The sequence below is a fragment of the Pseudomonas sp. DVZ6 genome (assembly GCF_024259445.1).
In the GTDB taxonomy this organism is placed as follows: Bacteria; Pseudomonadota; Gammaproteobacteria; order Pseudomonadales; family Pseudomonadaceae; genus Aquipseudomonas; species Aquipseudomonas peradeniyensis.
The window spans coordinates 51,302-71,812 of record NZ_JANCLM010000033.1 but is presented as its reverse complement, the minus strand read 5'-3'; the positions used below and the strand labels follow the sequence as shown (position 1 = coordinate 71,812).

Sequence of the window (20,511 nt, the reverse complement as noted above, 5' to 3'; positions counted from 1 at the left end):
GACACCTGGATGCGCAGCGCGAACGCAGTGAGCAACTTGGCAACCTTGCGGCCCGTCTGGCGGGAATGCGCGGCGCCCTGGAAGCCCAGTTGGGCGCGGCGTTTGGCGAGGCCGAGGGCATCGCCCAGCTGATCAGCGCCGATGGCGAAATCAGTTCGGCGCATTTTCACGGCATGGCCCACGGTGCCTTGCAGTCGGTCCCCTACATGCGCCATATCGCACTGGCGCCGGGGGATGTGATCGGTGATGTCTACCCGATGGCGGGCAACGAGCGGCTGATCGGGCTGGACTATCGCCAGCTGCCGGATCAGTTCCCGCTGGTGCGATCGGCCCGCGACCAGGCCCAGCCGGTGCTGGCCGGTCCCCTGCAGCTGTACCAGGGTGGCCGGGCGCTGATCTACCGGCGTCCGGTGTTCGTCACTGGCAAGCGCGGTGTGCGCTTCTATTGGGGCAATGTGTCGATCGTCGCCGATATCGACCGCTTGCTGCTGACGGCGGGATTGCGCCCGGATACCGAGTTCGAGGTTGCCGTGCGGGGCGGCGACGGCAAGGGCGCCGAGGGTGCGTTGATCTGGGGCGATCCAACGCTGTTTGACACGTCGCAGGTGAAGATGACCGTGGAAGTGCCGGGCGGCGTCTGGCAACTGGTGGCGGCGCCACGGGGCGGCTGGTCGGGGCTGGACCTGTTCGGCTCGCCATTGTTCCTGTTCGCCCTGAGCTGCACGGGGCTGTTCAGCCTGTTCGTCGCCCAGCTCAACCGCAAGCAGCGCCTGCTCGAACAGCGCAACCGCGAGCTGCAGCGCTACCAGGCCCAGCTCGAACGCCTGGCCCACTACGACACCATCACCGGGCTGCCCAACCGGATCCTGTTCCAGCAGCAGCTGGGCGCGGCGATCCTGCAAGGGCATGGCCTGGCGGTGCTGATGCTCGATATCGACGGATTCAAGCAGGTCAACGACAGCCTCGGGCATCCGATGGGCGATCTGTTGCTGCAGCAGGCGACCGCGCGCTTCTTGCAGGAACTGGACAGCCAGGACCGCTTGTGCCGCCTGGGCGGCGACGAATTCGTGTTCATGCTGCAAGGCGCCCAGGGCCAGGTGAACCACCAGATCCGTGCCTTGCTGCGCTGCCTGCAGCGGCCGTTCGACCTCAATGGCAACGCCGCCCTGGTCACCGGCAGCATCGGCCTTGCCTGGTGCCCGCAGCATGGCGAGGACGCCGACAGCCTGCTGCGCCACGCCGACACCGCCATGTATGCGGCCAAGGAAGCCGGGCGCGATGCCTGGCGGCCCTACCACCCGGACATGACCGAGCGTCTGCAGCAGCGCCTGGAGCTGGAGCGCAACCTGCGCCGGGCGCTTGAACACAACGAATTCGAGCTGTGGTACCAGCCCAAGGTCGATCTGTTCAGCGGGCAGCTGGAAGGCGTCGAGGCCCTGCTGCGCTGGCGTGACCCCGAACATGGCCTGGTCTCGCCGGGGGAATTCATTCCCTTGGCCGAGCGCACCGGGCTGATCATCCCGCTCGGCGAACGGGTGCTGGAGCTGGCTTGCACGCAACTGGCCGAGTGGCGCGCCGGCGACGGCTTGCCCGGGCCGCTGGCGATCAACGTCGCGGCCCTGCAGATCGAGCGCAGCGACTACGTCACCAGCCTGGCCTCGGCACTGGAGCGCCATGGCCTGCCGGCCAACCTGCTGGAAGTGGAGATCACCGAGAGTCTGCTGATGGAAAGCCAGCAGCAGGCCTGCGCGGTGTTGGCGCAGCTGCAGGCCATGGGCGTAGCCACGGCGGTGGACGACTTCGGCACTGGCTATTCGTCGCTGGCCTACCTGCGCGCGTTGCCGATCGATCACCTGAAGATCGATCGCGCCTTCATCAAGGACCTGCCCGGGGACGACGATGCGGTAGCCATCGCCAGGGCGATCATCGACCTGGGCCATGCCTTGGGTTTTCGCATCACCGCCGAAGGCATCGAAACCCAGGAGCAGTACGATTTCCTGCGCCATGCCGGCTGCGACCAGGGCCAGGGTTTCCTGCTCGGGCGGCCGATGCCGGCCGAGGCTTTGCGCCGCTGGCTGGACGACAACCATGAACGGCGGCATCGGCCGCCGGGGCGTTAGTGGCAGGGGGGCGAGTGCCCGTCGATACAGGTTTGGCGCCTATCAGATCGAGCGCCGCCCGCGCGGCGCTCGATCTCATAGGCAATGCACCTCTAACGTCGAACACCCGGCGGCCATCAACTCATCTCCTCCTGCATACCCAAGCTCGCATACCCCACCCGCGGCACCTGCCCCAGGCGCTGCTCGACCAGCGCCAGCAGCGATTCGCCGCTGGCCAGGTAGGCGTCGCCGAAATCATGCCCACCCAGCGCGCTGGGATGGGCCACCAGCTCCAGCACGCCATGCTCGGGGGCCAGGCCGGCCTTGAGGTCGGCCGGGGTGCAGACGAAGTCGGCGGTGCTCCCGGCGAGCTGGCGCAGGCGCCAGTTGAGCAGGGTCTTGAACGCGCGCTTGGCCGGCCCGATGTTGTGCCCCAGGTTGCGCGCCAGGCGCACCGGCACGCCCTGGTCGCGGGCGAAGCGGGCGACGACGGTGCCCACCGGCCAGATGTTGTGCACGTGCTGGTGCGAATCCAGGTGGCTGGGCATCAGGCCGTGGTCCAGGCAGTGTTTCCATTGGGCCTCAAGCTCCGCTTCCACGGCGGCCCGCTCGCGGCGCGACAGGCGCAGGGTACGTTGCTTCAGGCGCAGGTCGAACTCGCCGTGGGGCGTGCAGAAGCGCGGCTCGTCCAGGATCGCCTGGCTCAGCGGACGGCCGTAGGTGAGGTTGAAGTGCAGCCCGATGCGTCCCTTGAGCGCCGGTTGCTGGGCCAGCGCGCAGGCGGTGGCGAAGGCCGGCATGTTGGCCATGGCCGTGGCCGAGCTGATCAGCCCGGCCTGGAAGGCGTGCAGGATGACCGCGTTGGTGTGGGCGCTGAGGCCGAAATCGTCAGCGTTGACTATGACCTGGGATGGCATCCGGGCGCTCCTGTGGCGGGGTGGGGGCGACAACATCGGCTTCGTTGCGCGGCGAGCGCCTGCGCAGGCGTGGTTTGAGCCAGTGCCAGCAGCGCTGCGCCAGGCCCAGCAGCACGCCGTCGGGGCGCCAGCTGTAGCTGCTCAGGCGCCACTGTTCGAGCTGGCCGGTCATGCGTTCGTGCAACTGGTGGCTGGAGTTGTCCAGGCTGACCCGCGAGGCGTCGATCCATTTCCAGTCCGCATCCAGGCCCCAGTGGATCCACTCCTCCAGCAGCACGCGGCCGCTGCCCAGGTCGCGGTGCTCCGGGACGAAGGCGAGGTTGTAGTCGTAGACCCGGCCGCGCTCCACCAGGCCCAGGCGGTAGCTGATGCAGCGCCCGTCCAGCTCCAGCAGCACCAGGCACACCAGGCCTTCGCCGGCCAGCGCGATGAAGGCCTGCTCCATCCACTGGCGGCGCAGGGGGCCGGAGAAGATGCCGACCTCGTCGTCGCCTTTCCAGCTCACGGCCTCGACGGCGCTGATGGCGTCGAGCAGTTCACCCATGTTCTCGGCCGTGGCCATGACGCGGCGCACGCTGGCGCCGCAGGCGTTGATTCGTTTGCGCGCGCGGCGCAGCTTGTAGCGCGGATCGCCGCTGACCTCCTGGCGATCCTGTTCGTTGATGCGGTGCACCGGCACGCGGCAGGTCAGGCGCTGCTGCCAGGTGGAACTGGCGCCGGCCCACTGGCGCAACCAGCCTTCGTGCTCGGCGTTGTCCGGCACCTCGTTCAGTTGCAGCAGGGCATGGGGCAGGTGTTTGCGGATGGCCTGCAGGACCTGGTCGGCGTACAGCGCCGGCAGGTCGATGAGCAGCGCGATGCGGTCGCTCAGCGGATAGCCCAGGTGGCGCACCACCGGCGCGAACAGTGGGCCGAAGGGCTCCCGGGCGCGGACCAGGGGCAGGCACAGGCACAGGCGTTCGTCCTGGTAGCCGAGCAGCACACCGAGCCGCTGGCCGGGCAGCAGGGCGGCCTCGGCGGCGCGCAGCCAGCCGAGGTGGTTGAACGGCGTGCTGCCGGGCAGGCGCCGGCGCAGCGCCTCGTAGTCGGCGGCGGGGAAGTCGTCGCTGCGCAGCGAGGCGCACCATCTGAGCTGCAGGGCCATGGCTTCAGCCCGCCGTGGCCGAGGAGGCCGGGGCCTCCGGTTTGCGCAGTGGCTCCAGGCGCGAGGTCGTGTAGCGACTCTCGCGGTAGAACCTCCAGCGGCCGAACAGGCAGTACACGTTCATGATCCGTCCTTGCTCCTGATAGCCCATGCGCAGGTGCAGCTTGAGCGCCGGGATGTTGTGCTGCTCGCACACGTCCACCACCTTGGTGCAGCCCTGGGCGGCCATGGCCTTCCACAACGCCAGCTGCAGGTCCACCGACAGCTCGGTGCCCCAGTACTTGCGGATCAGCTCGCCGCCGAACTCGAAGAACTCGCCCGGTCCGACCGGGAACCAGCAGCCGTAGTAGTGGCGGTCGTGATAGTGGCGGCTGCTGCCCCAGATGAAGGCCACGGCGTCGTTGTCGTCGTCGAGGAACATCAGCCCGGTGTGGCCTTCGGCGGCCAGCTCGCGCATGGTCTCGACCCGGTCGCCGAAGTGGCGGGCGAAGGCCTGCACGTTATGCACGGTGATGCCCTCGACGCGCAGGCTGCCGTAAGGCTTGAGCCGGTGCGGCGGCACCGGGCTGACCAGGTCGCGCTCCATCCACAGCAGCTCCCAATGATAGAAGACGTAGTGCCGCAAGGCGCTACCGAGGGTGTCACGCAGTCCCTTGCGCTTGATGCGATCCTGGATCTTGGCAAATGCAGTCATGGTGCCTCCTGGGCATGGCTGATCGAGGTGCGTCTCATGACGCGCTCCAGGTCAGGGCGAATACGGTCTGCCCTGGCAGTTGAAAACGGACCTGGCCATCGGCGCAGCTGAAGCTGGCGCGGCGGCTCTGGTTGTCGGGGCCGAACAGTTCGAGCTGGCCGGCCGGGCAGTCGCCCAGGACCAGCGCCACCTGTTGCAGGCGCTCGGCCTTGTTCACCCCCAGCAGGCTACGTTGGTGCTGGCGGGCCATGGCCAGGGCGTCGACCTCGAAGGCGTCGTTGTCCAGGGTCAGCACCTGGTCCAGCCAGTGGCGCTGGATGAACTGCTGGGCCAGGCCCACCGGCTTGAGCTCGTAGCGCTGGTCGCCGGCATCGCGCAGCATGCCCTTGGGCCATTCTGGCTCGTCGGCGACATGGAACCAGTTGAGCATGTCGAGCAGGCCGTCGCCGGCGGCGTTGATCACCACCGAGGTCCACCACAGCCCGGCGTAATGGGTGTTCTGCTCGTAGGGGCTGAGGCTTGAGCCGCTGGACAGGTTGGTCTGGTCCAGTAGCAACGCCTTGCGCGGCCGGCCCTGGTTGTCCAGACCCACCAACTCGGCGGCCTGGCGCACGCTGTCGCGGTAGCTGCGGGTGGCGAGCAGGTCGCGGACCATCCATTCGTGCCAGGCCAGGGCGTCGATCTGCGCACCCTGTTCGGCGAGCAGGCGCCGCGCCCAGTCGATGCCGCGGCGTTGCTTGCCGTCGTCGGTGAAGGGCCCGCCGAGCAGGCGCGAGGAGGCCGGCATGGCGATGCGCACGCCGGCCTCGCGGGCGCCGGGGTACTCGCGCACGCGCCTGGCCATGGCCTGGAAGAAATCACTGTAGCTGGCGTAGTCGCGATAGTTGAGGTTGGGCTCGTCGGCAAAGGCCAGGTAGTGGGTGCCGTTGCCGCCCAGAGCCTTGGTCGCCTCGAGCCAGGCGTCAAGGCCATCGCTGCTGGTGCGGTCGCTGCGCAGGTCGGCGACCCGGGCGCTGCCGGCCAGCAGGGTGATGTCCTGGAGGATGCCGAAGCGTTCCTGGTAGAGCTTGCGCCAGGCGTTCTCGAAGTCGGGCTGGCGTTGCAGCACGTCGACGAAGCTGTAGAAGCCGGCGGCCTGGGGCCGCAGGGCGTCCAGGGCGGCAAAGCTTGAGGCCGGCGGCAGCACATAGGGCAGGGCCACCCCTAGCTTCGGCGTGGGGCCGAGCAACTTGGTGCCGACGGTCAGGCGTACCTGGCCCGGTTGCTGGGGCAGGTCGCCCAGGTCGTCAGCACGCTGGGCAAACAGGTTGGCGCTGCCGTCGAGCCAGAACGCCGCCTTGCCGCTGCCCTGCAGGCCCAGGCGCCAGGTCTCGTCGCGGCTGCTGACCGGCAGCGGCAGCTGGTCGAAGCGCCAGTAGGCGCGGTAGGGCTTTAGCGGCAATTGCACGCGGCGACCGTCACCGAGGCGTTCGGCGAACAGCCCGTGGACGCCGCCGTGGTGCTTGCCGGCCAACACCGCCCGTTCGCCGGCCTTGACCCGGAAGTACAGCTCGACACCCGGCCCGACCTCGGCGCTGAAGTGCACCTTGGCCGGCGCGAACAGCGCACGGGTGCTGGCATCGTGTTGGATACGGTAGTCGCGGAAGCTGTAGCCGGGCACTTCCAGGCGATAGGTGCCGCCATCGGGTGCCAGGGGCCAGCGCTGCTCGCCGCGTACCTGCGCGGCCTCGATGCGCCGTTCGCCGGTCAGGCGGCCCTGGCCGTCCAGCAGGTACAGGCGCTCCGGGTTGGCGTCGGCCTGCCAGGCCGGGCGCCACTGGATGCGCAGCTCGTCGGCGCGGGCCGGGAGCAGGTACAGGCTGCCATCGCGGATCTCGCCCCATTGCACGGGCGCGGCGAGCGCCGACTGTGCCAGCAGCGCGGTGCACAGCAGCAGGGCTCTCATGCCGCCCTCCGTTGCAGCATCTGGCGCAGCGGCGCCAGGTCGGCGGGCAGGATGATCAGGGTCTGGCCCAGCGGCACGCCGCTGAGGCGGCAATACAGCACCAGCATGGCCACGGTGACCGCCAGGTAGGCGATGGACGAGGCCGCCGCGGCGCCGACGATGCCCCAGGTCGGGATCAGCAATACGTTGAGCACCAGGTTCAGCGCGGCGCCCGCGCCCATCAGCAGCGACACCGTGCCGGGGCGGTTCTTGCCCAGCAGGTCCAGACGCAGGATGCTGGCGTAGCACAGGCCGAGCAGGCCCGGCAGCAAGGCCAGCAGCGCCGGATAGGCCGGCGCGTAGTCGGCGCCGAACAGGGTGACGATCAGCCACTGGCCGATCAGCGCCATGCTCAGGCAGGCGCCGAGCATCACCGTGGCGGTCAGGCGCAGGGCCAGGGGCGTCAGGCGTTCCATACCGGCGTCCTGTTGCAGCAGGCGTTTCATCAGCGGCGTGGTCACCGCCTCGGGGACGATCAGCAGCAGTTCGGCGGCGGCGCTGGCCATGGCGTAGTGGCCCAGGGCGGTGCTGCCGAGCATGGCGCCGATGAACAGGTAGTCCGAGCGCAGGATCACCTGCTGGAACAATAGGTCAGGGTGACTCTTGGCGCTGTAGCTCAGCAGTTCGCGCTGGCCGCCGCGATCCCAGCGCAGGGCCAGCGGGTGCTGGCGGCGCAGCCACCACAGGCCCAGCACCAGCACCAGGGCGATGCCGCACAGCCAACTGATCAGCGCGGCCTCCAGGGCCTCGTCGCGCCACATCCAGAACAGCCCGAGGAACAGCAGCAGCGGCGCCAGCGACTCGGTCAGGCGCAGGGCGTTGAAGGCACCGACGCCGCCGCTGGCGTTGTGCAGGGTCAGCAGGCCGCTCTTGAGCACGGTCATCGGCACCGCCAGCAACAACAGCCAGGCCAGCAGGCCCAGCTGCACGGTGATTTCCAGGTCGCTGCCGAACTCGCGCACCAGCAACACGCAGACCAGCGTCAGCAGCCCGGCCAGCAGGCAGCCATAGACCAGCACCTGGGTCAGCAGCAGGCCCATGTCGCGTTGCTTGGCCGCCTGGTAGCCGACCGCGCTGTTCAGGCCGCCGCTGGTGGCGGCGCTGATCAGGTCGGGCAAGGTGCTGAGCAGGGCGAACAGGCCGCGCTCGCTGGGCCCGAGGATGCGCGCCAGCAGCACGTTGCGCAGCAGGCGCAGGGCGATCATCGCAAGCTTGGTGCCCATGCTCAGCGCCAGGTGGCGCAGGTAGCTGTTGCGGTTCATCAGCGTTCTCCGCGGCTGATGCGCCAGGCCAGCAACGAGGGCCGGCTGGCATTGCGCTGGCTGACGCCGATGCGCGGCAGCGCCAGCGGGTCGTCCTGGCCCTGGCAGATCCCCGGGCGGGTGCTCAGGGCGTAGGGGTAGCGGTGCGCGGCGACCCGCGCGCGCACACGTTCGTCGTGGTCGCCGTTGGGGTAGCAGTACACCGGCAGCGGTTCGCGGCAGCCTTCGTTGAGCGCGGCGTGGCTGCGTTGCAGCTCTTCGTTGAGGCGGTGGTCGTCCAGGTACGGCAGCAGGGCATGGCTGGCGCCGTGGGGGCCGAAGCGCACCAGGCCGGAATCCTCCAGGGCTCGCACCTGCTGCCAGTCCATGGCCTGGGGCAGCGACTCCGGCGGGCAGGCGTCGGTCAGCACATGCAGGGCCTGGGGGCTGAGGCTCTTGAGGGTCTGCAGGTAGCGCGCCAGTACCAGGCTGCGGGCCTTGCTGTGGTCGTGCATGAAGTAGGCCGCAGGCAGTGGACGGCCGAGCTTGCGCAGGCGCTCGATCAGTTGCCGTCGAGCCTCCTCGCCATGGGTGCCCCACAGGGTTTCGCCGACGCTTTCCCACCAGAAGCGCTGGCGGCTGCCGATGTAGTCGGTGGACAGGAAGATGCTCGCCGGCACCTGGTGGCGTTGCAGCAGCGGGAAGGCGTTGACGGCATTGTCGCGCCAGCCGTCGTCGAAGGTCAGGGCCACTTTGGGGCGGGTATCGCCTCGGGGCTCCTCGTGGCTCTTGAGCAGGTCCATGAGGCTGACGCAGTCGAAATGCCGGGGCAGCCAGCGCAGCAGCCCTTCGAAGGCCCGGGGGCCGACGCACAGCTCGTTGCGATGGGGCAGGGCGGCGCTGGCGTCATCGGCCAGCACCCGGTGCAGCATGAGGATCACCCCGGCGCCGCGCAGTTCGGCGCGGCCACGCGGCGACTTGAAATAGAACCAGCCACTGGCCTGCTTGATGTGGGTCTTGATCGGCATGTCCGTCGCTCATCGATTCTGGTCGGGGTTCCATTGGCTGTAGCTGTGCCCGCGCAGGAACTGCCACAGGCCCACGCTCATGCCGGCGAGGGTGACCAGCACGAAGGCGGCCAGGCGGAACGGGCGCGGCAGGCGGCGGCGGGCGTCGAGCAGGCCGGCGATGGCGGCGGCGTAGCCGAGCAGCTGCAGGGCCAGGGTCAGGCGGTAGAAGCCGGGCTCGATGGCCAGCCACAGGTTGGCCAGCAGCAATGGCAGCAGCAGCACCGGGGCCAGGCGGCGGATCAGTTTGTGGCTGATCAGGGCGATGGCGTACAGGCCGTGACGCGCCGGGTTGAGCAGCTCGCGGCGAGCGGCCAGGCTCAAAAGGCCGCCGACGGTGACCCGCTGGCGGCGGCGGAACTGCTTGTCGGCCTCGTCCACGCCCTGGTCCAGCACCACCGCCTCGGGCACGTAGACAATGCGCAGCCCTGCGGCCGGGGCGCAGGTGCTGATGAAGAAGTCGTCGTTGACCTGCTTGGGAATCGGTTGGTACAGCGCCCGGCGCAGGGCCAGCAGGGCGCCGTCGGCCGAGACCATGCAACCGGTGCGGTTCTCCACCTTGCGCACCCAGGCTTCGTAGTGCCGGTACAGGCTGTCGCCGATGCTCAGGCCCTTGCCCGGGTCGGGGATGATCATGTGCCCGGCGGTGCCGCCAACCTGGGCGTCGGCGAACGGCGCCAGCAGCAGCCCGAGGGTATCGGCCGACCACTGGTTGTCGGCGTCGGTGAATACCAGCAGGTCGCCCGTGCACACCTGCACGGCACTGTTCAGCGCCCCGGCCTTGCCCAGGCGCGGCAGGTCCAGCACTTGCACCCGCGGGTCACCCAGGGCGCGGGCCAGCGCCACGGTGCGGTCGCTGGAGCCGTCGCTGGCCACCACCACCTGCAGCTCGGCGGCCGGGTAGTCCTGGCCGAGCACGCTGGCGAGCTTGGCTTCGATATGCCGCTCTTCGTTGTGCGCGGCGATCACCACGCTCACCCGTTGCGCCGGCAGCGGCGAATGCGTGCGACGGGCAAAGAACGGCGCGGCCAGGGTCAGCAGCAGGGGATAGCCGACCCAGGCGTACAACGGCAGCAACAGGCATAGCCAGAAGATGAACTCAGCCACGGGCGGGCCTCCTTGCGGTGCGGTTGAACAGGCTGAGGATGAACGCCGCGCCGGCCAGGTGCAGGCGCAGCCAGTGCAGGCCCCAGAGTTGCAGGGTGAGCAGCGGGTCACGGTGCCGGCGGCTCTGGCGCAGGCTCAGGAACAGCGCGGGCAGGGCGCTGACCAGCAGGAAGAACAGCGCCACATGGGGGAATCCGTCGAGCAGGGCCGACAGGGCCATGGCGTCCAGCACCCACGCCCCCACCGAGAGTAGCGGGAAGCGCAGCAGGCGCAGGCTCACGCCATGGCTGCGCAGCAGTTGCAGGTGGCTGCCCTGGCGCCACATCTCCTTGCCCAGCCATTCGCGCCAGTTGGCCTCATAGCCCCAGTGCAGCACCGCGGGCTGGCGCAGCACGCGCAGGCGGGCGCCGGACTCGTGCAGGCGCAGGGTGAAGTCCTTGTCCTCGCCGGTGCGCAGGCGCTCGTCGAAACCACCGACCTGCTCGAACCAGCTGCGGCGCATCAGCAGGTTGGGGGTGGGCAGCCAGGTGCAGTCCTGCACCGTCTGCCCGGTGCGCAGGGTGCGCCGCTGCCAGGCCTGGGCGAACCACGGGGCGTGGCGCGGGGTGTCGCAGTCGAGGGCGAAGACATCGCCTTCGCCGCGGCGCTGCAGGTCCAGCAGCAGGTCCAGCCAGTGCTCGGGCACCTCGATGTCGGCGTCGAGGAAGGCCAGCCATTCACCGTGGCTGGCGGCCACGCCGGCGTTGCGCAGGGCGCCGATGGCCACCCCGGGCAGGGTCAGCACCTGGGCGCCGTGCTCGCGGGCGATCCGCGGGCCGTCGTCGCTGGAGCCGTTGTCGACCACGATCAGCTCGCAGGCCAGGCCCGCCGCGCTGGCCGAGCGCCGGGCGGCGTCCAGGGTGCGGCCGATATGGCGGGCCTCGTTGAACATCGGGATGACGATGCTCACCCGGCTCATCGGGCCACCTCCACTGGCTGTTGTTCACGGGCCTGGCCCAGCAGCACGCTGGACAGCGCCAGCATCAGCCACAGGTACTTGTGGCTGGGGGCGCTGAGGAACATCAGGAACAGGCCGATGGCCAGCATGCTCATGGTCAGGTGGGTCATCAGGTCGGCGCGGTCCGCATCGCCGGCCGCGCGGAAGGCGGCGCGGGCCTGCCAGAAGTTGCGCAGGGCCAGGGCGATCATGCCGACGAACAGCAGGCCCGCCGGCAGGCCGACCTCGCTGAACAGCTCCAGGTAGGTGTTGTGGGCGCGGCGGTAAAGGTCGGTGGTCTTGCTGTTGACCGGGGCGAAGGCCTTGGAGAATCCGGTGTCGGCATAGTGCAGCGGGAAGGTGCCGGGCCCGGTGCCGAGCAGCGGGCTGTGGCTGATCATTTCCTTGCCCACCACCAGGTAGGAGGCGCGTCGGCCCAGCGATTCGTCCTGGTGCGCGTTGACCCCGGACTTGAGCAGCATCAGCGACTGGATGCGCTCGGCGTAGCCCGCCGGCATCAGGGCCACGCCCAGGGGCAGGACGATGGCCAGGCCGAGCATGGCGAAGCCCAGGTGGCGCGGGCGGATACGGGTCAGATGTTCGCGGTAGTTGTACAGCACGATGCCCAGGCTGATCAGCAGCACCACCAGCCCCGAGCGCGATTCGGTCTTGGTCATGCCGACCAGCAGCAACAGGCAGCAGCCGGCCCAGAACAGTTTGACCGGGATCTGCCGGGCCTTGATCGCCAGCCACAGCCCCAGCGGCATGGCGATGGTGATCAGCAGGGCGAAGGCGTTGGGGTCGAGCATGGCCGAGGCGCGGCCCTGTTCCTGGTACTTGGTGGAGAAGATCGCGAACAGGCAGGTGACACACACGCTGACGGTGATCAGTCGGGCCAGCATCGGCAGGTTGAGGTCGCGGCCGACCAGCAGGGTGATGACGAACACCACCAGGCCCACCAACAGCTCGCGCAGGTGCCCGCCCGACAGGGCCAGGTCGTCGCTGGCCCACAGACTCAGCAGGTACAGGGCCATGAACGGCAGCAGCAGGCGCCACTGGTTGCTGCGCAGGCGCTCGCCGGGCAACTGGCGCACTGCCAGCTGCAGGCTGAGGATCAGCACCAGGCCGATGCCCACCAGCTTGGCGCCGGACACCAGGCCGTCCTTGAGCAGCCCCTCCAGCGGCACCAGGGTGGCGATCGCCAGCAGGCCCCAGGCCGGCTTGCGGTATAGCACTAGCACGCCGGCCAGGCCGATCACGCCGCCGGGGGCCAGGAACGGGTAGGGGCTGGCCAGCAGCCCCAGGCTCAGCAGGGCCACCAGGGCCACCAGCGACAGGGGAATGATCATGCGACAACCTCCTCGGCCGTGCCCCGGTACACCAGGGCCCAACGTTGTGCCAGGGTCGGCAGGTGGTAGCGTTCGCGTTGCGTGCGGCGGGCGCCGGCGACCAGCTCGGCGGCCTGCGCGGGATCCAGAAGCAGGGCCTCGAGGTGCGCGCCCAGCTCGGCGCTGGCCAGGGGCGCGGCCAACAGACCGTTGCGCCCGTGCTCGATGACGTCGGGAATGCCGCCGACGCCGAAGGCCACCACTGGCACGCCGTCCTGCATGGCCTCGAGCAGGATCATCGGCGTGCCTTCGGTGCGCGAGCTGATGACCAGAGCGTCCAGGCGCTTCATCCAGCCGCGCATGTCGCGCTGAAAGCCCGGCAGGGTGATGCGCGCGGTGAGACCGGCGGCGTCGATGCGGGCCTGCAGGGTGTCGCGCTCGGGGCCTTCGCCGAGCATCACGGCGTGGACCTGTGGGTGGCGATGGCACACCGGGATCAGGGTGTCGAGGAACAGGTCGGGGCCTTTTTCGCTGGACAGGCGGCCGACGTAGGCGGCGAGCCAGGGGGCCTTGTCATGATCGCAATCCCTGTAGGAGCGGCCTTGTGCCGCGATCGGCCGCGAAGCGGCCGCCGCTGCGGGGTAATCCGATGTGCCTGACTTATCGGCGTGGGTGGCCTTGGGGCCGCGTTGCGGCCCATCGCGGCGCAAGGCCGCTCCTACATGATCTTCATCAGCCGTGCAGGCCTCGGGCAGGCCGTTGGGAATCACCCGCAACTTGGCCTCGGGCACGCCGGCATCGCGGTGGATGCGGGCGATGCTCTCGGCCACGCACACCACCGTGTCCACCGTCGGCGTGCGGCACAGTTGCAGGCTCAGCCAGGTGTAGAAGCGCTGCTTGCGGCTGCGCGGGGTGAAGCCATGCTGGGTGCTGACCATCGGCAGGCGCCACAGGGTGGCGCCGATCCAGCCGAACAGCTGGCCCTTGAAGTTGTGGCTGTTGACCAATGGACGTTGGCCGCGCTGCGCGCCGAGTACCTTGAGCACCGCCCCCAGCCCCCGGCAGGTGTCGCATTCGACCCCCGCCTCGCGAAAGCGCGCCACCAGCTCCGCCGGGGCATCGAGAAACAGCACCCGATGCTGGCCGGGGGTCGCCTGGCAGTGGTCCAGGAGCATGCGCTCGGCGCCGTAGAACCCGCCACTGCCGAGCAGGTGCAGGATCGGCCGGCCGGCGTGCAGCGCGGCGTTCAATTGCGCACCCAGTGCCACAGGCGTGGCAGCGACCAGCTCTTGTGCGGGTTGGGCAGCGCCGGGGCCTGGTCGTTGATCACCAGCAGCACCGGCAGGCCCAGCTCGTGGCTGATCTGCGCCGGATGCTTGAAGCGATGGTCGAAGAACTCCCTGACGTAGACCACGGCGATCGCCAGCAGCAGGCCGGTGACCAGGCCGAACGGAATGATCAGGCCAGGTTTCGGGAAGCTCGCCGCAGTGGGCTCGTAGGGGGCGCTGAGGATCCGCGCGTTGGACTGGCTGCCGTCGAGCAGGCCCTGGCCACGGCTTTCCTCGTAACGCTGGGCGTAGGTGGAGAAGGCCTTGTGCAGGGCGTCGATCTCGGTGTCGAGCTGGCGGGTCTTGCTCTGGGTCTCGCGCAACTGGAGGATGCGCTTGCTGTAGTCAGCGATGCGCTGGGTCTTCTGCTCGATTACCTGCTGGGTCACGGCCAGGTCCTGCTGGCGCTCGCGGATGCGGTTCTCGACGATCTTGAGGAACTGCGCGCGCAACTGGGCGATTTGCTGGCGGGCCATGACCATCTGGTCGGAGCCTGGCTGGAACACCGTGGCGTCGCCATTGTAGCGGGCCAGCTGGGTGGTCAGCTGTTCGCCGAGCTGCTTGATCTCGCGGTCCTCGAAGGCGACGTTGTCGACCGTGGTGGTGAAGGTGTAGGGGAACGCGTAGTCGGCCATCCTCGCCTTGCTGGCCGCGGCCAGGCTGCTCTGCAGGTAGTCGAGCCACTTCTGGTTCTGCAACTGGCGGTCACGTTGCAGGTTGAGCGCCTGCTCCTCGGTGTTGATGGCGTTCAGCCGGAAGGTGATCTCTTCCTTGGGGTCCGACGAGCCGATGGCGGTCAGCAGGCCCAGGCGCTGGCTTTCCAGGTCGCCCAGGCGGGCCTGGTAGTGCAGCTTCTTCTGCTCGTAGAACGCTTCGGGCAGCTCGTTGGACTGCAGGTCCTGGCGGTTGGCCAGGAAGTTCTCCAGCAGGCGACTGACGAACAGCGTGCCCAGCTTCGGATCGTCGGCGCTGTAGGTGATGGAGATCACGTTGGAGCCGGGCAGGGTCTCGACCTTGAGGTCCTTGACCGCCTGGTCGGTAAGGGTGTCGAGCTGGGTGTCGCGGTCATCGGCCACGCTGTTGCCGAACAGCCGGTGCAGCGGGTCGAATACCGCGTGGCGCACCGGGTCGAGCACGGTACGGCGCAGCAGGCCGGGCTCGTCCGGATAGTGGCCTTCCTTGCGCAGCTCGCCGATGGTCTGACGGATCAGGGTCGGCGAGCGCAGGATGTTGCTCTCGGTCTCCATGTCGGCCAGCGACGGCGGGATGAACTGGTCGGCCTGCTGGCTGAGCGCCGAGGTGGTGTCGCTCTGCGAGAGCTTCTTGGACTGCACGATGACTTCGGCGGTGATGTCGAAGCTCTGCTTGAGCACCAGCGGTAAAATTACCGCGATCACCGCGAACACCAGGAACACCCGTTTCACCAGCTGGCGGTTGGCGAAGAAGATGCGGAAGAACTCATGTACGTAGTTTTCTTTGGGTTGCGTGGTCATGGTTCGTCCCCCGGTCAGTCGTCGCTTTCTTTGTTGTCGACGCGGTAGCTGAAGCTGAAGCCGAAGCCCTGGAACAGCACCACGTCGGCCAGTTGCCGGGACAGCTCGGCGGCGCTGGCCAGCTTGGTCTTGGGCACGTAGAGCATGTCTTCGGGCTGCAGGTAGGCGAGCTTCTGGGTACCACCGGACAGCGCCTGGTCGACGTCGTAGTTGACCGCGTGCACGGTGTTGCCTTCACGGCGCATGATCACCACCGAGCCGAGCTTGGCCTTGAGGGTCGGGCCGCGGGCCAGGGTCAGCGCTTCGAGCACCGATATTGGGCGGCGGATCTGGAAGGCGCCGGGCTGGCCGACTTCGCCGAGCACATAGATCTCGTTGGCGGCGGTGGACTTGAGCAGCACGTCCACGCTCATGCGCCCGGGCAGGGTGGCGTAGCGCTCGTTGAGGTAGTCGCGCAGCTGGTTGACGGTCATGCCCTGCAGCGGCACCGAACCGATTTCCGGGAAGGTGGCGCGGCCGTCGTTGCCCACGGTGATGTCGCGGCTCATGCCGGTGCCGGGGTGGTTGAGGGCGTTCTTCAGGTTGACCTCGTCGGTCATCGGGCTGATTACCCGCACGGTGACCTGGTCACGGTTGGGCTTGAACACCCGCTTGTCCTGGTAGGCCTGGCGGATGGCGTTCTCGGCCTCGCCGGGGGTCATGCCCTCGACGCGCACCGCAGCGTTGGTGCTGGGCAGGGTGATGCTGCCGTCGGGCTGCACCAGCTGGTTGCCGTTCAGGCCGCTGGCGGCCATGAAGTTCAGGTCCAGGGTGTCGCCGGACTGGATGCGGTAGACCCCGGCCGAACGGTTGCTGACGTGGAAGATCACCTCCAGCACGTCCTGCGGGCGCAGCACCTGCTCGCGGCGGGCGACTTCGGTGGCCTGGCTCTCGGCCGGTGGCGCGGTAAGGATCTGCACCGGCATCTGGCGGTCTTCCTGGCTGGCGCAGCCGGCCAGGGCCAGCACGCACAGGGCAATCGATGGGTATCTCATGGCGTTCATCCTGTGCGGCCTCTCAGAGATTTTCGTACAGCCACTTGGGCATGTAGTACTTGCGCTTGTTGAACACGCTGCCGATCAGTCGCGCGCCGGCCTGGGTCAGGCGTTGACTGGCGGCCTGGGCGACTTCCCAACGGGTCTCCTCGGCGCAGACCACCAGGATCACGCCGTCGACCAGGGTGCCGATCACCAGGCTGTCGGCGCTGGCGTAGATGGCTTCGCCATCGATCACCACGAAGCGGTACTGGTTACTCAGCTGGTGCAGCAGCACGCGCAACTGCTCGTGGTCGAGGCGGTCGCGGCCGCGTTTCCAGGTGCCCACCGGCAGCACGTCGAACGGCTGGTCGGACAGGCGCACGATGCAGTCCTGGGCCAGCGGCGGGGTGTCCTGGTTGAACAGCAGGTCGCTGTAGCCGCGCAGCTTGCCCAGGCCCAGTTGCTGGCTGAGGCCGCCGGGGCTGAGGCTGGCGTCGATCAGCAGCACGTTGCCCGCGCTCATCAATGCCAGCTGGCTGGCAAAGGCCAGGGCGCTGGTACTGGTGCCGCTGCCGGTGTTGGCCGCGGTCAGCAGCAGGGTGCGCTGGTCGAGGTCGAGCACGGTGGAGGTCAGGTTGGTCTCGCTTGGGGTAGCGATGGTCAGACTTCTTGAGGATGAACCGTCCATCTCAGCTTGCTCCGTGGCCAGTGAACACTTTGAACGGGGTCTTGAGCAGGATCTTCAGGTCCAGCATCAGGCTCTGTTCGTTGATGTAGCTCAGGTCCAGCTCTACGCGTTGGTCGAAGTCGATATTGCTGCGCCCGGAGATCTGCCACAGGCCGGTCATGCCCGGGTAGATCGACAGCCGCGCCAGGTGGTTGTCGTGGTAGCGGTAGGCGTTGAACGAGGTGGGGCGCGGGCCGACCAGGCGCATGTCGCCGGTAACCACGTTGATCAGGTTGGGCAGCTCGTCCAGGCTGCTGCGGCGCAGCCAGCCGCCTATCGAGGTGATGCGCGGGTCCTTGTCGATCTTGAAGTCGATGGATTCGGCGCCGTGCTTGTTCAGGTGGCGCAGCGAGTCCTTCAGCGCCTCGGCGTTGGCCACCATGGTGCGGAACTTGTACATGCCGAAGGCGCGGCCCCGGTAGCCGGTGCGCTTCTGCACGAAGAACACCGGGCCCTTGCTCGACAGCTTGATCAGCAGCGCCAGCACCAGGAAGACCGGCGACAGCAGCAGCAGCAGGGTCAGCGCGGCCAGGCACGACAGCACGCGGTTGGTCCGCGACAGCGTCCACGGGCGGCCCCCGGCACGGCCGGTCATCCAACCGCGGCCCTGCATGTGGATGGCGGCATCGATGCGCTGCCGGTGCGCCGGGTCCATGCGTTTGTCCTGGTACAGCGCCTGCAGTTGCGCGCTCTTGGGTTGTCCTGTCATACCGCCCTCCGCTGATCTGGCTGCTCGCCCGTGGGCGCCGCTTCGCTGGCGGCGGGCGAGTGGTAGCTCTTGAACCAGGCGACGAAGCGCCCGAGCCCTTCATCAAGGCCTATCTGTGGGGTGAAACCGGTGACCCTGGCCAGGGCGCTGGCGTCGGCGCAGGTGGCCAGCACATCGCCCGGTTGCAGCGGCAGCAGTTCGATCACCGCGTTGCGCTGCAGGTGTTTTTCCAGCAGGGCCAGGTAGTCGAGCAGCTCCACCGGGCGCTGCCCACCGATGTTGTACAGGCGCCAGGGCGCGTGGCTACTCGCCGGGTCCGGGTTGAGCGCGTTCCACTGCGGGTCGGCGACCGGGGGCAGGGGGATCAGCCGCACCAGGCTTTCGACGATGTCGTCGATGTAGGTGAAGTCGCGCTGGTGACGGCCATGGTTGAACAACTGGATCGGCCGGCCTTCGCTGATCGCCTTGGCGAACTGCATCGGCGACATGTCCGGGCGACCCCAGGGGCCGTACACGGTAAAGAAGCGCAGGCCGCTGCAGGGAATGCCATAAAGGTGGCTGTAGCTGTGGGCCATGGCCTCGTTGGCCTTCTTGGTGGCGGCATACAGCGACAGCGGGTGGTCCACCGGATCCTGCACCCGATAGGGCGTCTGCTGGTTGGCGCCATACACCGAGCTGGACGAGGCGTACAGCAGGTGCTTGACCGGATGGCGGCGGCAACCTTCGAGAATGTTGAGAAAACCGGCGAGGTTGCTGTCCAGGTAGGCCTGCGGGTTCTGCAGCGAGTAGCGCACGCCGGCCTGGGCCGCCAGGTGCACGACGACCTCGGGGCGCTCGCTGGCGAACAGCCGGGCCATGCCGTCGCGGTCGCCCAGGTCCAGGCAGTGCAGCGGGAAGTCACCGACTGTCTGGCGCACCCATTGCACGCGGGCGTGCTTGAGCGCCGGCTCATAGTAGTCGTTGAAATTGTCCAGCCCCACCACCTGGTGCCCCTCGAGCAACAGCTGACGGCAGGTGTGGGCGCCGATGAAGCCGGCCGCGCCGGTGACCAGCACTTTCATGGCGCATCCACCTGCGGGGCGACCTGACGTAGGCCGATGCCGCTGTAGTGCAGGCCGTGGGCGGCGACCTGTTCGGGGTTGTACAGGTTGCGCCCGTCGACGATCACCCGCTCGCGCAGCTTGCTGGCCAGCATCGAGAAGTCGACCACGCGAAAGTTCTTCCACTCGGTGCAGATCACCAGGGCATCGGCGTCCTGCAGGGTGTCGTCGCGGGTGGCGCACAGGTGCAGGTCGTCACGGTAGCCGTACAGGCGCCGGCACTCGTCCATGGCTTCAGGATCGTAGGCGCGCACGGTGGCGCCTTCAGCCCACAGGGCCTCCATCAGGTAGCGGCTGGGGGCCTCGCGCATGTCGTCGGTATTGGGCTTGAAGGCCAGGCCCCACAGGGCGATGGACTTGCCGGCCAGGCCCGACAGGCGCTGCTTGAGCTTGGCGAAGAGGATGCGCCGCTGCTGATCGTTGACCTCGTTGACGCTCTGCAGCAGGCGCAGCGGCATGCCGCTGTGGGCGGCGGTGTGCAGCAGGGCCTTGATGTCCTTGGGAAAGCACGAACCGCCGAAACCGCAGCCTGGATAGATGAAGTGGTAGCCGATGCGCGGGTCGGAGCCGATGCCGCGGCGCACCGCTTCGATATCGGCGCCCAGGTGTTCGCTGAGGTTGGCCAGCTCGTTCATGAAGCTGATGCGGGTGGCGAGCATGGCGTTGGCGGCGTACTTGGTCAGCTCGGCGCTGCGGTTGTCCATGAACATCAGCTTTTCGTGGTTACGGCAGAACGGCGCGTACAGTTCTGCCAGCTGGTCATGGGCGACTTCGTCGAGGGTGCCGACGATGATCCGGTCCGGGCGCATGCAGTCGGCCAGGGCGCTGCCTTCCTTGAGAAACTCGGGGTTGGACACCACGCGCACCTGCAGCTGGCCCTTGCCCAGGCGCTGCAGTTCGTCGCGGGCCAGGGCCATGACCTGGTCGGCAGTGCCCACCGGCACGGTGGACTTGATGATCAGGGTATGGTCGGTCTCCATCAGCGCGGCAATCTGCCGGGTGACGTTGAGCACATGGCTGAGGTCGGCCGAGCCGTCCTCGTCGGGCGGCGTGCCGACGGCGATGAAGATCAGTTCGGCGTGGCTGACCGCGTCGCTGGCCTGGGTGCTGAACAGCAGGCGGCCTTCCTTGATGTTGTCCTCGAGCAGGTCCGACAGGCCCGGCTCGCTGATCGGCGGCACACCCTGGCGCAACTGGTTGATCTTGTGGGTATCGACATCCACGCACAGGACCCGGTGACCTACGTCCGCCAGGGCTGCTGCCTGTACCAGTCCGACATAACCGGTGCCAAAAACGCTCACGTCCATGCGCGGTGCCTCGTATGGATGAGTAAGGGAGATGAAACAGTGGTGTGAATTGGGTATAGCTCAGCCCGGTGGATTTGCGTCAAAGCAATGGCATGTTTCGTCGAATTTACAGACCCTGGCGAAACGGGCGTTCTGCCACCAACCTGTTTCCAATCCGTGTGTTAGCGCGCATAGCTAGTGGCAATTGGCCGTTCGACGAACCGATGAACGGTTGGACGCACCGAAATAAGCGGGTTGCAGACGATAGGGAGAATCAACAACAACTTGCGGCAGG

At 68.1% G+C, this 20,511-nt stretch carries 17 protein-coding genes; 1 reads left to right on the top strand and 16 read right to left on the bottom strand.

What is annotated here, in order from left to right:
• The first annotated feature begins 65 nt into the window (after nucleotides 1–65).
• On the top strand, nucleotides 66–2,120 hold the full coding sequence (locus NMG10_RS18890; protein ID WP_254464898.1) for a bifunctional diguanylate cyclase/phosphodiesterase: 2,055 nt from the start codon (nucleotides 66–68) through the stop codon (nucleotides 2,118–2,120).
• A gap of 116 nt (nucleotides 2,121–2,236) precedes the next feature.
• Here NMG10_RS18890 and NMG10_RS18885 read toward each other — a convergent pair whose 3' ends face one another.
• From NMG10_RS18885 to NMG10_RS18810, 16 genes are read right to left on the bottom strand one after another with little or no spacing between them, the layout of a single operon-like run.
• A complete protein-coding gene (locus NMG10_RS18885; protein WP_232856940.1) occupies nucleotides 2,237–3,016 on the bottom strand; it encodes a ChbG/HpnK family deacetylase in 780 nt (259 codons plus the stop codon).
• Complete coding sequence (locus NMG10_RS18880; RefSeq protein WP_254464890.1) at nucleotides 2,988–4,160, bottom strand: GNAT family N-acetyltransferase; 1,173 nt, start codon at nucleotides 4,158–4,160, stop codon at nucleotides 2,988–2,990. The genes NMG10_RS18885 and NMG10_RS18880 overlap by 29 nt, the downstream gene beginning before the upstream one ends.
• A 4-nt stretch (nucleotides 4,161–4,164) precedes the next feature.
• On the bottom strand, nucleotides 4,165–4,854 hold the full coding sequence (locus NMG10_RS18875) for a GNAT family N-acetyltransferase (RefSeq protein ID WP_203646308.1): 690 nt from the start codon (nucleotides 4,852–4,854) through the stop codon (nucleotides 4,165–4,167).
• A 34-nt stretch (nucleotides 4,855–4,888) separates the two neighbouring features.
• The gene (locus NMG10_RS18870) at nucleotides 4,889–6,799 is read right to left on the bottom strand and encodes a hypothetical protein (RefSeq protein ID WP_254464889.1); all 1,911 of its coding nucleotides are present in this window, start codon (nucleotides 6,797–6,799) and stop codon (nucleotides 4,889–4,891) included.
• Nucleotides 6,796–8,100 (bottom strand): lipopolysaccharide biosynthesis protein, encoded by a 1,305-nt coding sequence (locus tag NMG10_RS18865; protein ID WP_254464887.1) that lies wholly within the window; start codon nucleotides 8,098–8,100, stop codon nucleotides 6,796–6,798. The genes NMG10_RS18870 and NMG10_RS18865 overlap by 4 nt, the downstream gene beginning before the upstream one ends.
• Nucleotides 8,100–9,107: a polysaccharide deacetylase family protein gene (locus NMG10_RS18860; protein ID WP_254464886.1), complete on the bottom strand. Its 1,008-nt coding sequence runs from the start codon at nucleotides 9,105–9,107 to the stop codon at nucleotides 8,100–8,102. Before NMG10_RS18860 ends, NMG10_RS18865 begins: the two co-directional genes overlap by 1 nt.
• A 9-nt stretch (nucleotides 9,108–9,116) precedes the next feature.
• Nucleotides 9,117–10,253, bottom strand: coding sequence for a glycosyltransferase family 2 protein (locus NMG10_RS18855; protein ID WP_186735661.1), 1,137 nt, complete (start codon nucleotides 10,251–10,253; stop codon nucleotides 9,117–9,119).
• Nucleotides 10,246–11,211, bottom strand: a complete 966-nt coding sequence (locus NMG10_RS18850; RefSeq protein WP_203646314.1) for a glycosyltransferase family 2 protein — start codon at nucleotides 11,209–11,211, stop codon at nucleotides 10,246–10,248. The genes NMG10_RS18855 and NMG10_RS18850 overlap by 8 nt, the downstream gene beginning before the upstream one ends.
• Nucleotides 11,208–12,578, bottom strand: a complete 1,371-nt coding sequence (locus tag NMG10_RS18845) for an O-antigen ligase (RefSeq protein WP_254464885.1) — start codon at nucleotides 12,576–12,578, stop codon at nucleotides 11,208–11,210. Before NMG10_RS18845 ends, NMG10_RS18850 begins: the two co-directional genes overlap by 4 nt.
• Complete coding sequence (locus NMG10_RS18840; RefSeq protein WP_254464884.1) at nucleotides 12,575–13,807, bottom strand: glycosyltransferase family 4 protein; 1,233 nt, start codon at nucleotides 13,805–13,807, stop codon at nucleotides 12,575–12,577. The genes NMG10_RS18845 and NMG10_RS18840 overlap by 4 nt, the downstream gene beginning before the upstream one ends.
• Entirely contained in the window at nucleotides 13,804–15,378 is a 1,575-nt protein-coding gene (locus NMG10_RS18835; protein ID WP_203646318.1) for a lipopolysaccharide biosynthesis protein, read from the bottom strand. Before NMG10_RS18835 ends, NMG10_RS18840 begins: the two co-directional genes overlap by 4 nt.
• Nucleotides 15,379–15,392: 14 nt before the next feature.
• Entirely contained in the window at nucleotides 15,393–16,412 is a 1,020-nt protein-coding gene (locus tag NMG10_RS18830; RefSeq protein WP_232856948.1) for a polysaccharide biosynthesis/export family protein, read from the bottom strand.
• A 22-nt stretch (nucleotides 16,413–16,434) separates the two neighbouring features.
• Nucleotides 16,435–17,082 (bottom strand): CpsD/CapB family tyrosine-protein kinase, encoded by a 648-nt coding sequence (locus tag NMG10_RS18825; protein WP_050705462.1) that lies wholly within the window; start codon nucleotides 17,080–17,082, stop codon nucleotides 16,435–16,437.
• 1 nt (nucleotide 17,083) lies between these two features.
• Nucleotides 17,084–17,830, bottom strand: coding sequence for a sugar transferase (locus tag NMG10_RS18820; protein WP_050705463.1), 747 nt, complete (start codon nucleotides 17,828–17,830; stop codon nucleotides 17,084–17,086).
• Nucleotides 17,827–18,891, bottom strand: coding sequence for an NAD-dependent epimerase (locus tag NMG10_RS18815; RefSeq protein ID WP_254464882.1), 1,065 nt, complete (start codon nucleotides 18,889–18,891; stop codon nucleotides 17,827–17,829). The genes NMG10_RS18820 and NMG10_RS18815 overlap by 4 nt, the downstream gene beginning before the upstream one ends.
• Nucleotides 18,888–20,237, bottom strand: coding sequence for a UDP-glucose/GDP-mannose dehydrogenase family protein (locus NMG10_RS18810; protein WP_254464881.1), 1,350 nt, complete (start codon nucleotides 20,235–20,237; stop codon nucleotides 18,888–18,890). Before NMG10_RS18810 ends, NMG10_RS18815 begins: the two co-directional genes overlap by 4 nt.
• Nucleotides 20,238–20,511 lie beyond the last annotated feature (274 nt).

Bases quoted from the DNA above. Each gene is read 5' to 3' on its own strand.
- NMG10_RS18890 (WP_254464898.1), top strand. From the start codon at position 66: ATGCGCGGCGCCCTGGAAGCCCAGTTGGGCGCGGCGTTTGGCGAGGCC.
- NMG10_RS18815 (WP_254464882.1), bottom strand. From the start codon at position 18,891: ATGAAAGTGCTGGTCACCGGCGCGGCCGGCTTCATCGGCGCCCACACC.
- NMG10_RS18820 (WP_050705463.1), bottom strand. From the start codon at position 17,830: ATGACAGGACAACCCAAGAGCGCGCAACTGCAGGCGCTGTACCAGGAC.
- NMG10_RS18875 (WP_203646308.1), bottom strand. From the start codon at position 4,854: ATGACTGCATTTGCCAAGATCCAGGATCGCATCAAGCGCAAGGGACTG.
- NMG10_RS18835 (WP_203646318.1), bottom strand. From the start codon at position 15,378: ATGACCACGCAACCCAAAGAAAACTACGTACATGAGTTCTTCCGCATC.
- NMG10_RS18845 (WP_254464885.1), bottom strand. From the start codon at position 12,578: ATGATCATTCCCCTGTCGCTGGTGGCCCTGGTGGCCCTGCTGAGCCTG.
- NMG10_RS18870 (WP_254464889.1), bottom strand. From the start codon at position 6,799: ATGAGAGCCCTGCTGCTGTGCACCGCGCTGCTGGCACAGTCGGCGCTC.
- NMG10_RS18830 (WP_232856948.1), bottom strand. From the start codon at position 16,412: ATGAGATACCCATCGATTGCCCTGTGCGTGCTGGCCCTGGCCGGCTGC.
- NMG10_RS18860 (WP_254464886.1), bottom strand. From the start codon at position 9,107: ATGCCGATCAAGACCCACATCAAGCAGGCCAGTGGCTGGTTCTATTTC.
- NMG10_RS18880 (WP_254464890.1), bottom strand. From the start codon at position 4,160: ATGGCCCTGCAGCTCAGATGGTGCGCCTCGCTGCGCAGCGACGACTTC.
- NMG10_RS18885 (WP_232856940.1), bottom strand. From the start codon at position 3,016: ATGCCATCCCAGGTCATAGTCAACGCTGACGATTTCGGCCTCAGCGCC.
- NMG10_RS18825 (WP_050705462.1), bottom strand. From the start codon at position 17,082: ATGGACGGTTCATCCTCAAGAAGTCTGACCATCGCTACCCCAAGCGAG.
- NMG10_RS18850 (WP_203646314.1), bottom strand. From the start codon at position 11,211: ATGAGCCGGGTGAGCATCGTCATCCCGATGTTCAACGAGGCCCGCCAT.
- NMG10_RS18865 (WP_254464887.1), bottom strand. From the start codon at position 8,100: ATGAACCGCAACAGCTACCTGCGCCACCTGGCGCTGAGCATGGGCACC.
- NMG10_RS18810 (WP_254464881.1), bottom strand. From the start codon at position 20,237: ATGGACGTGAGCGTTTTTGGCACCGGTTATGTCGGACTGGTACAGGCA.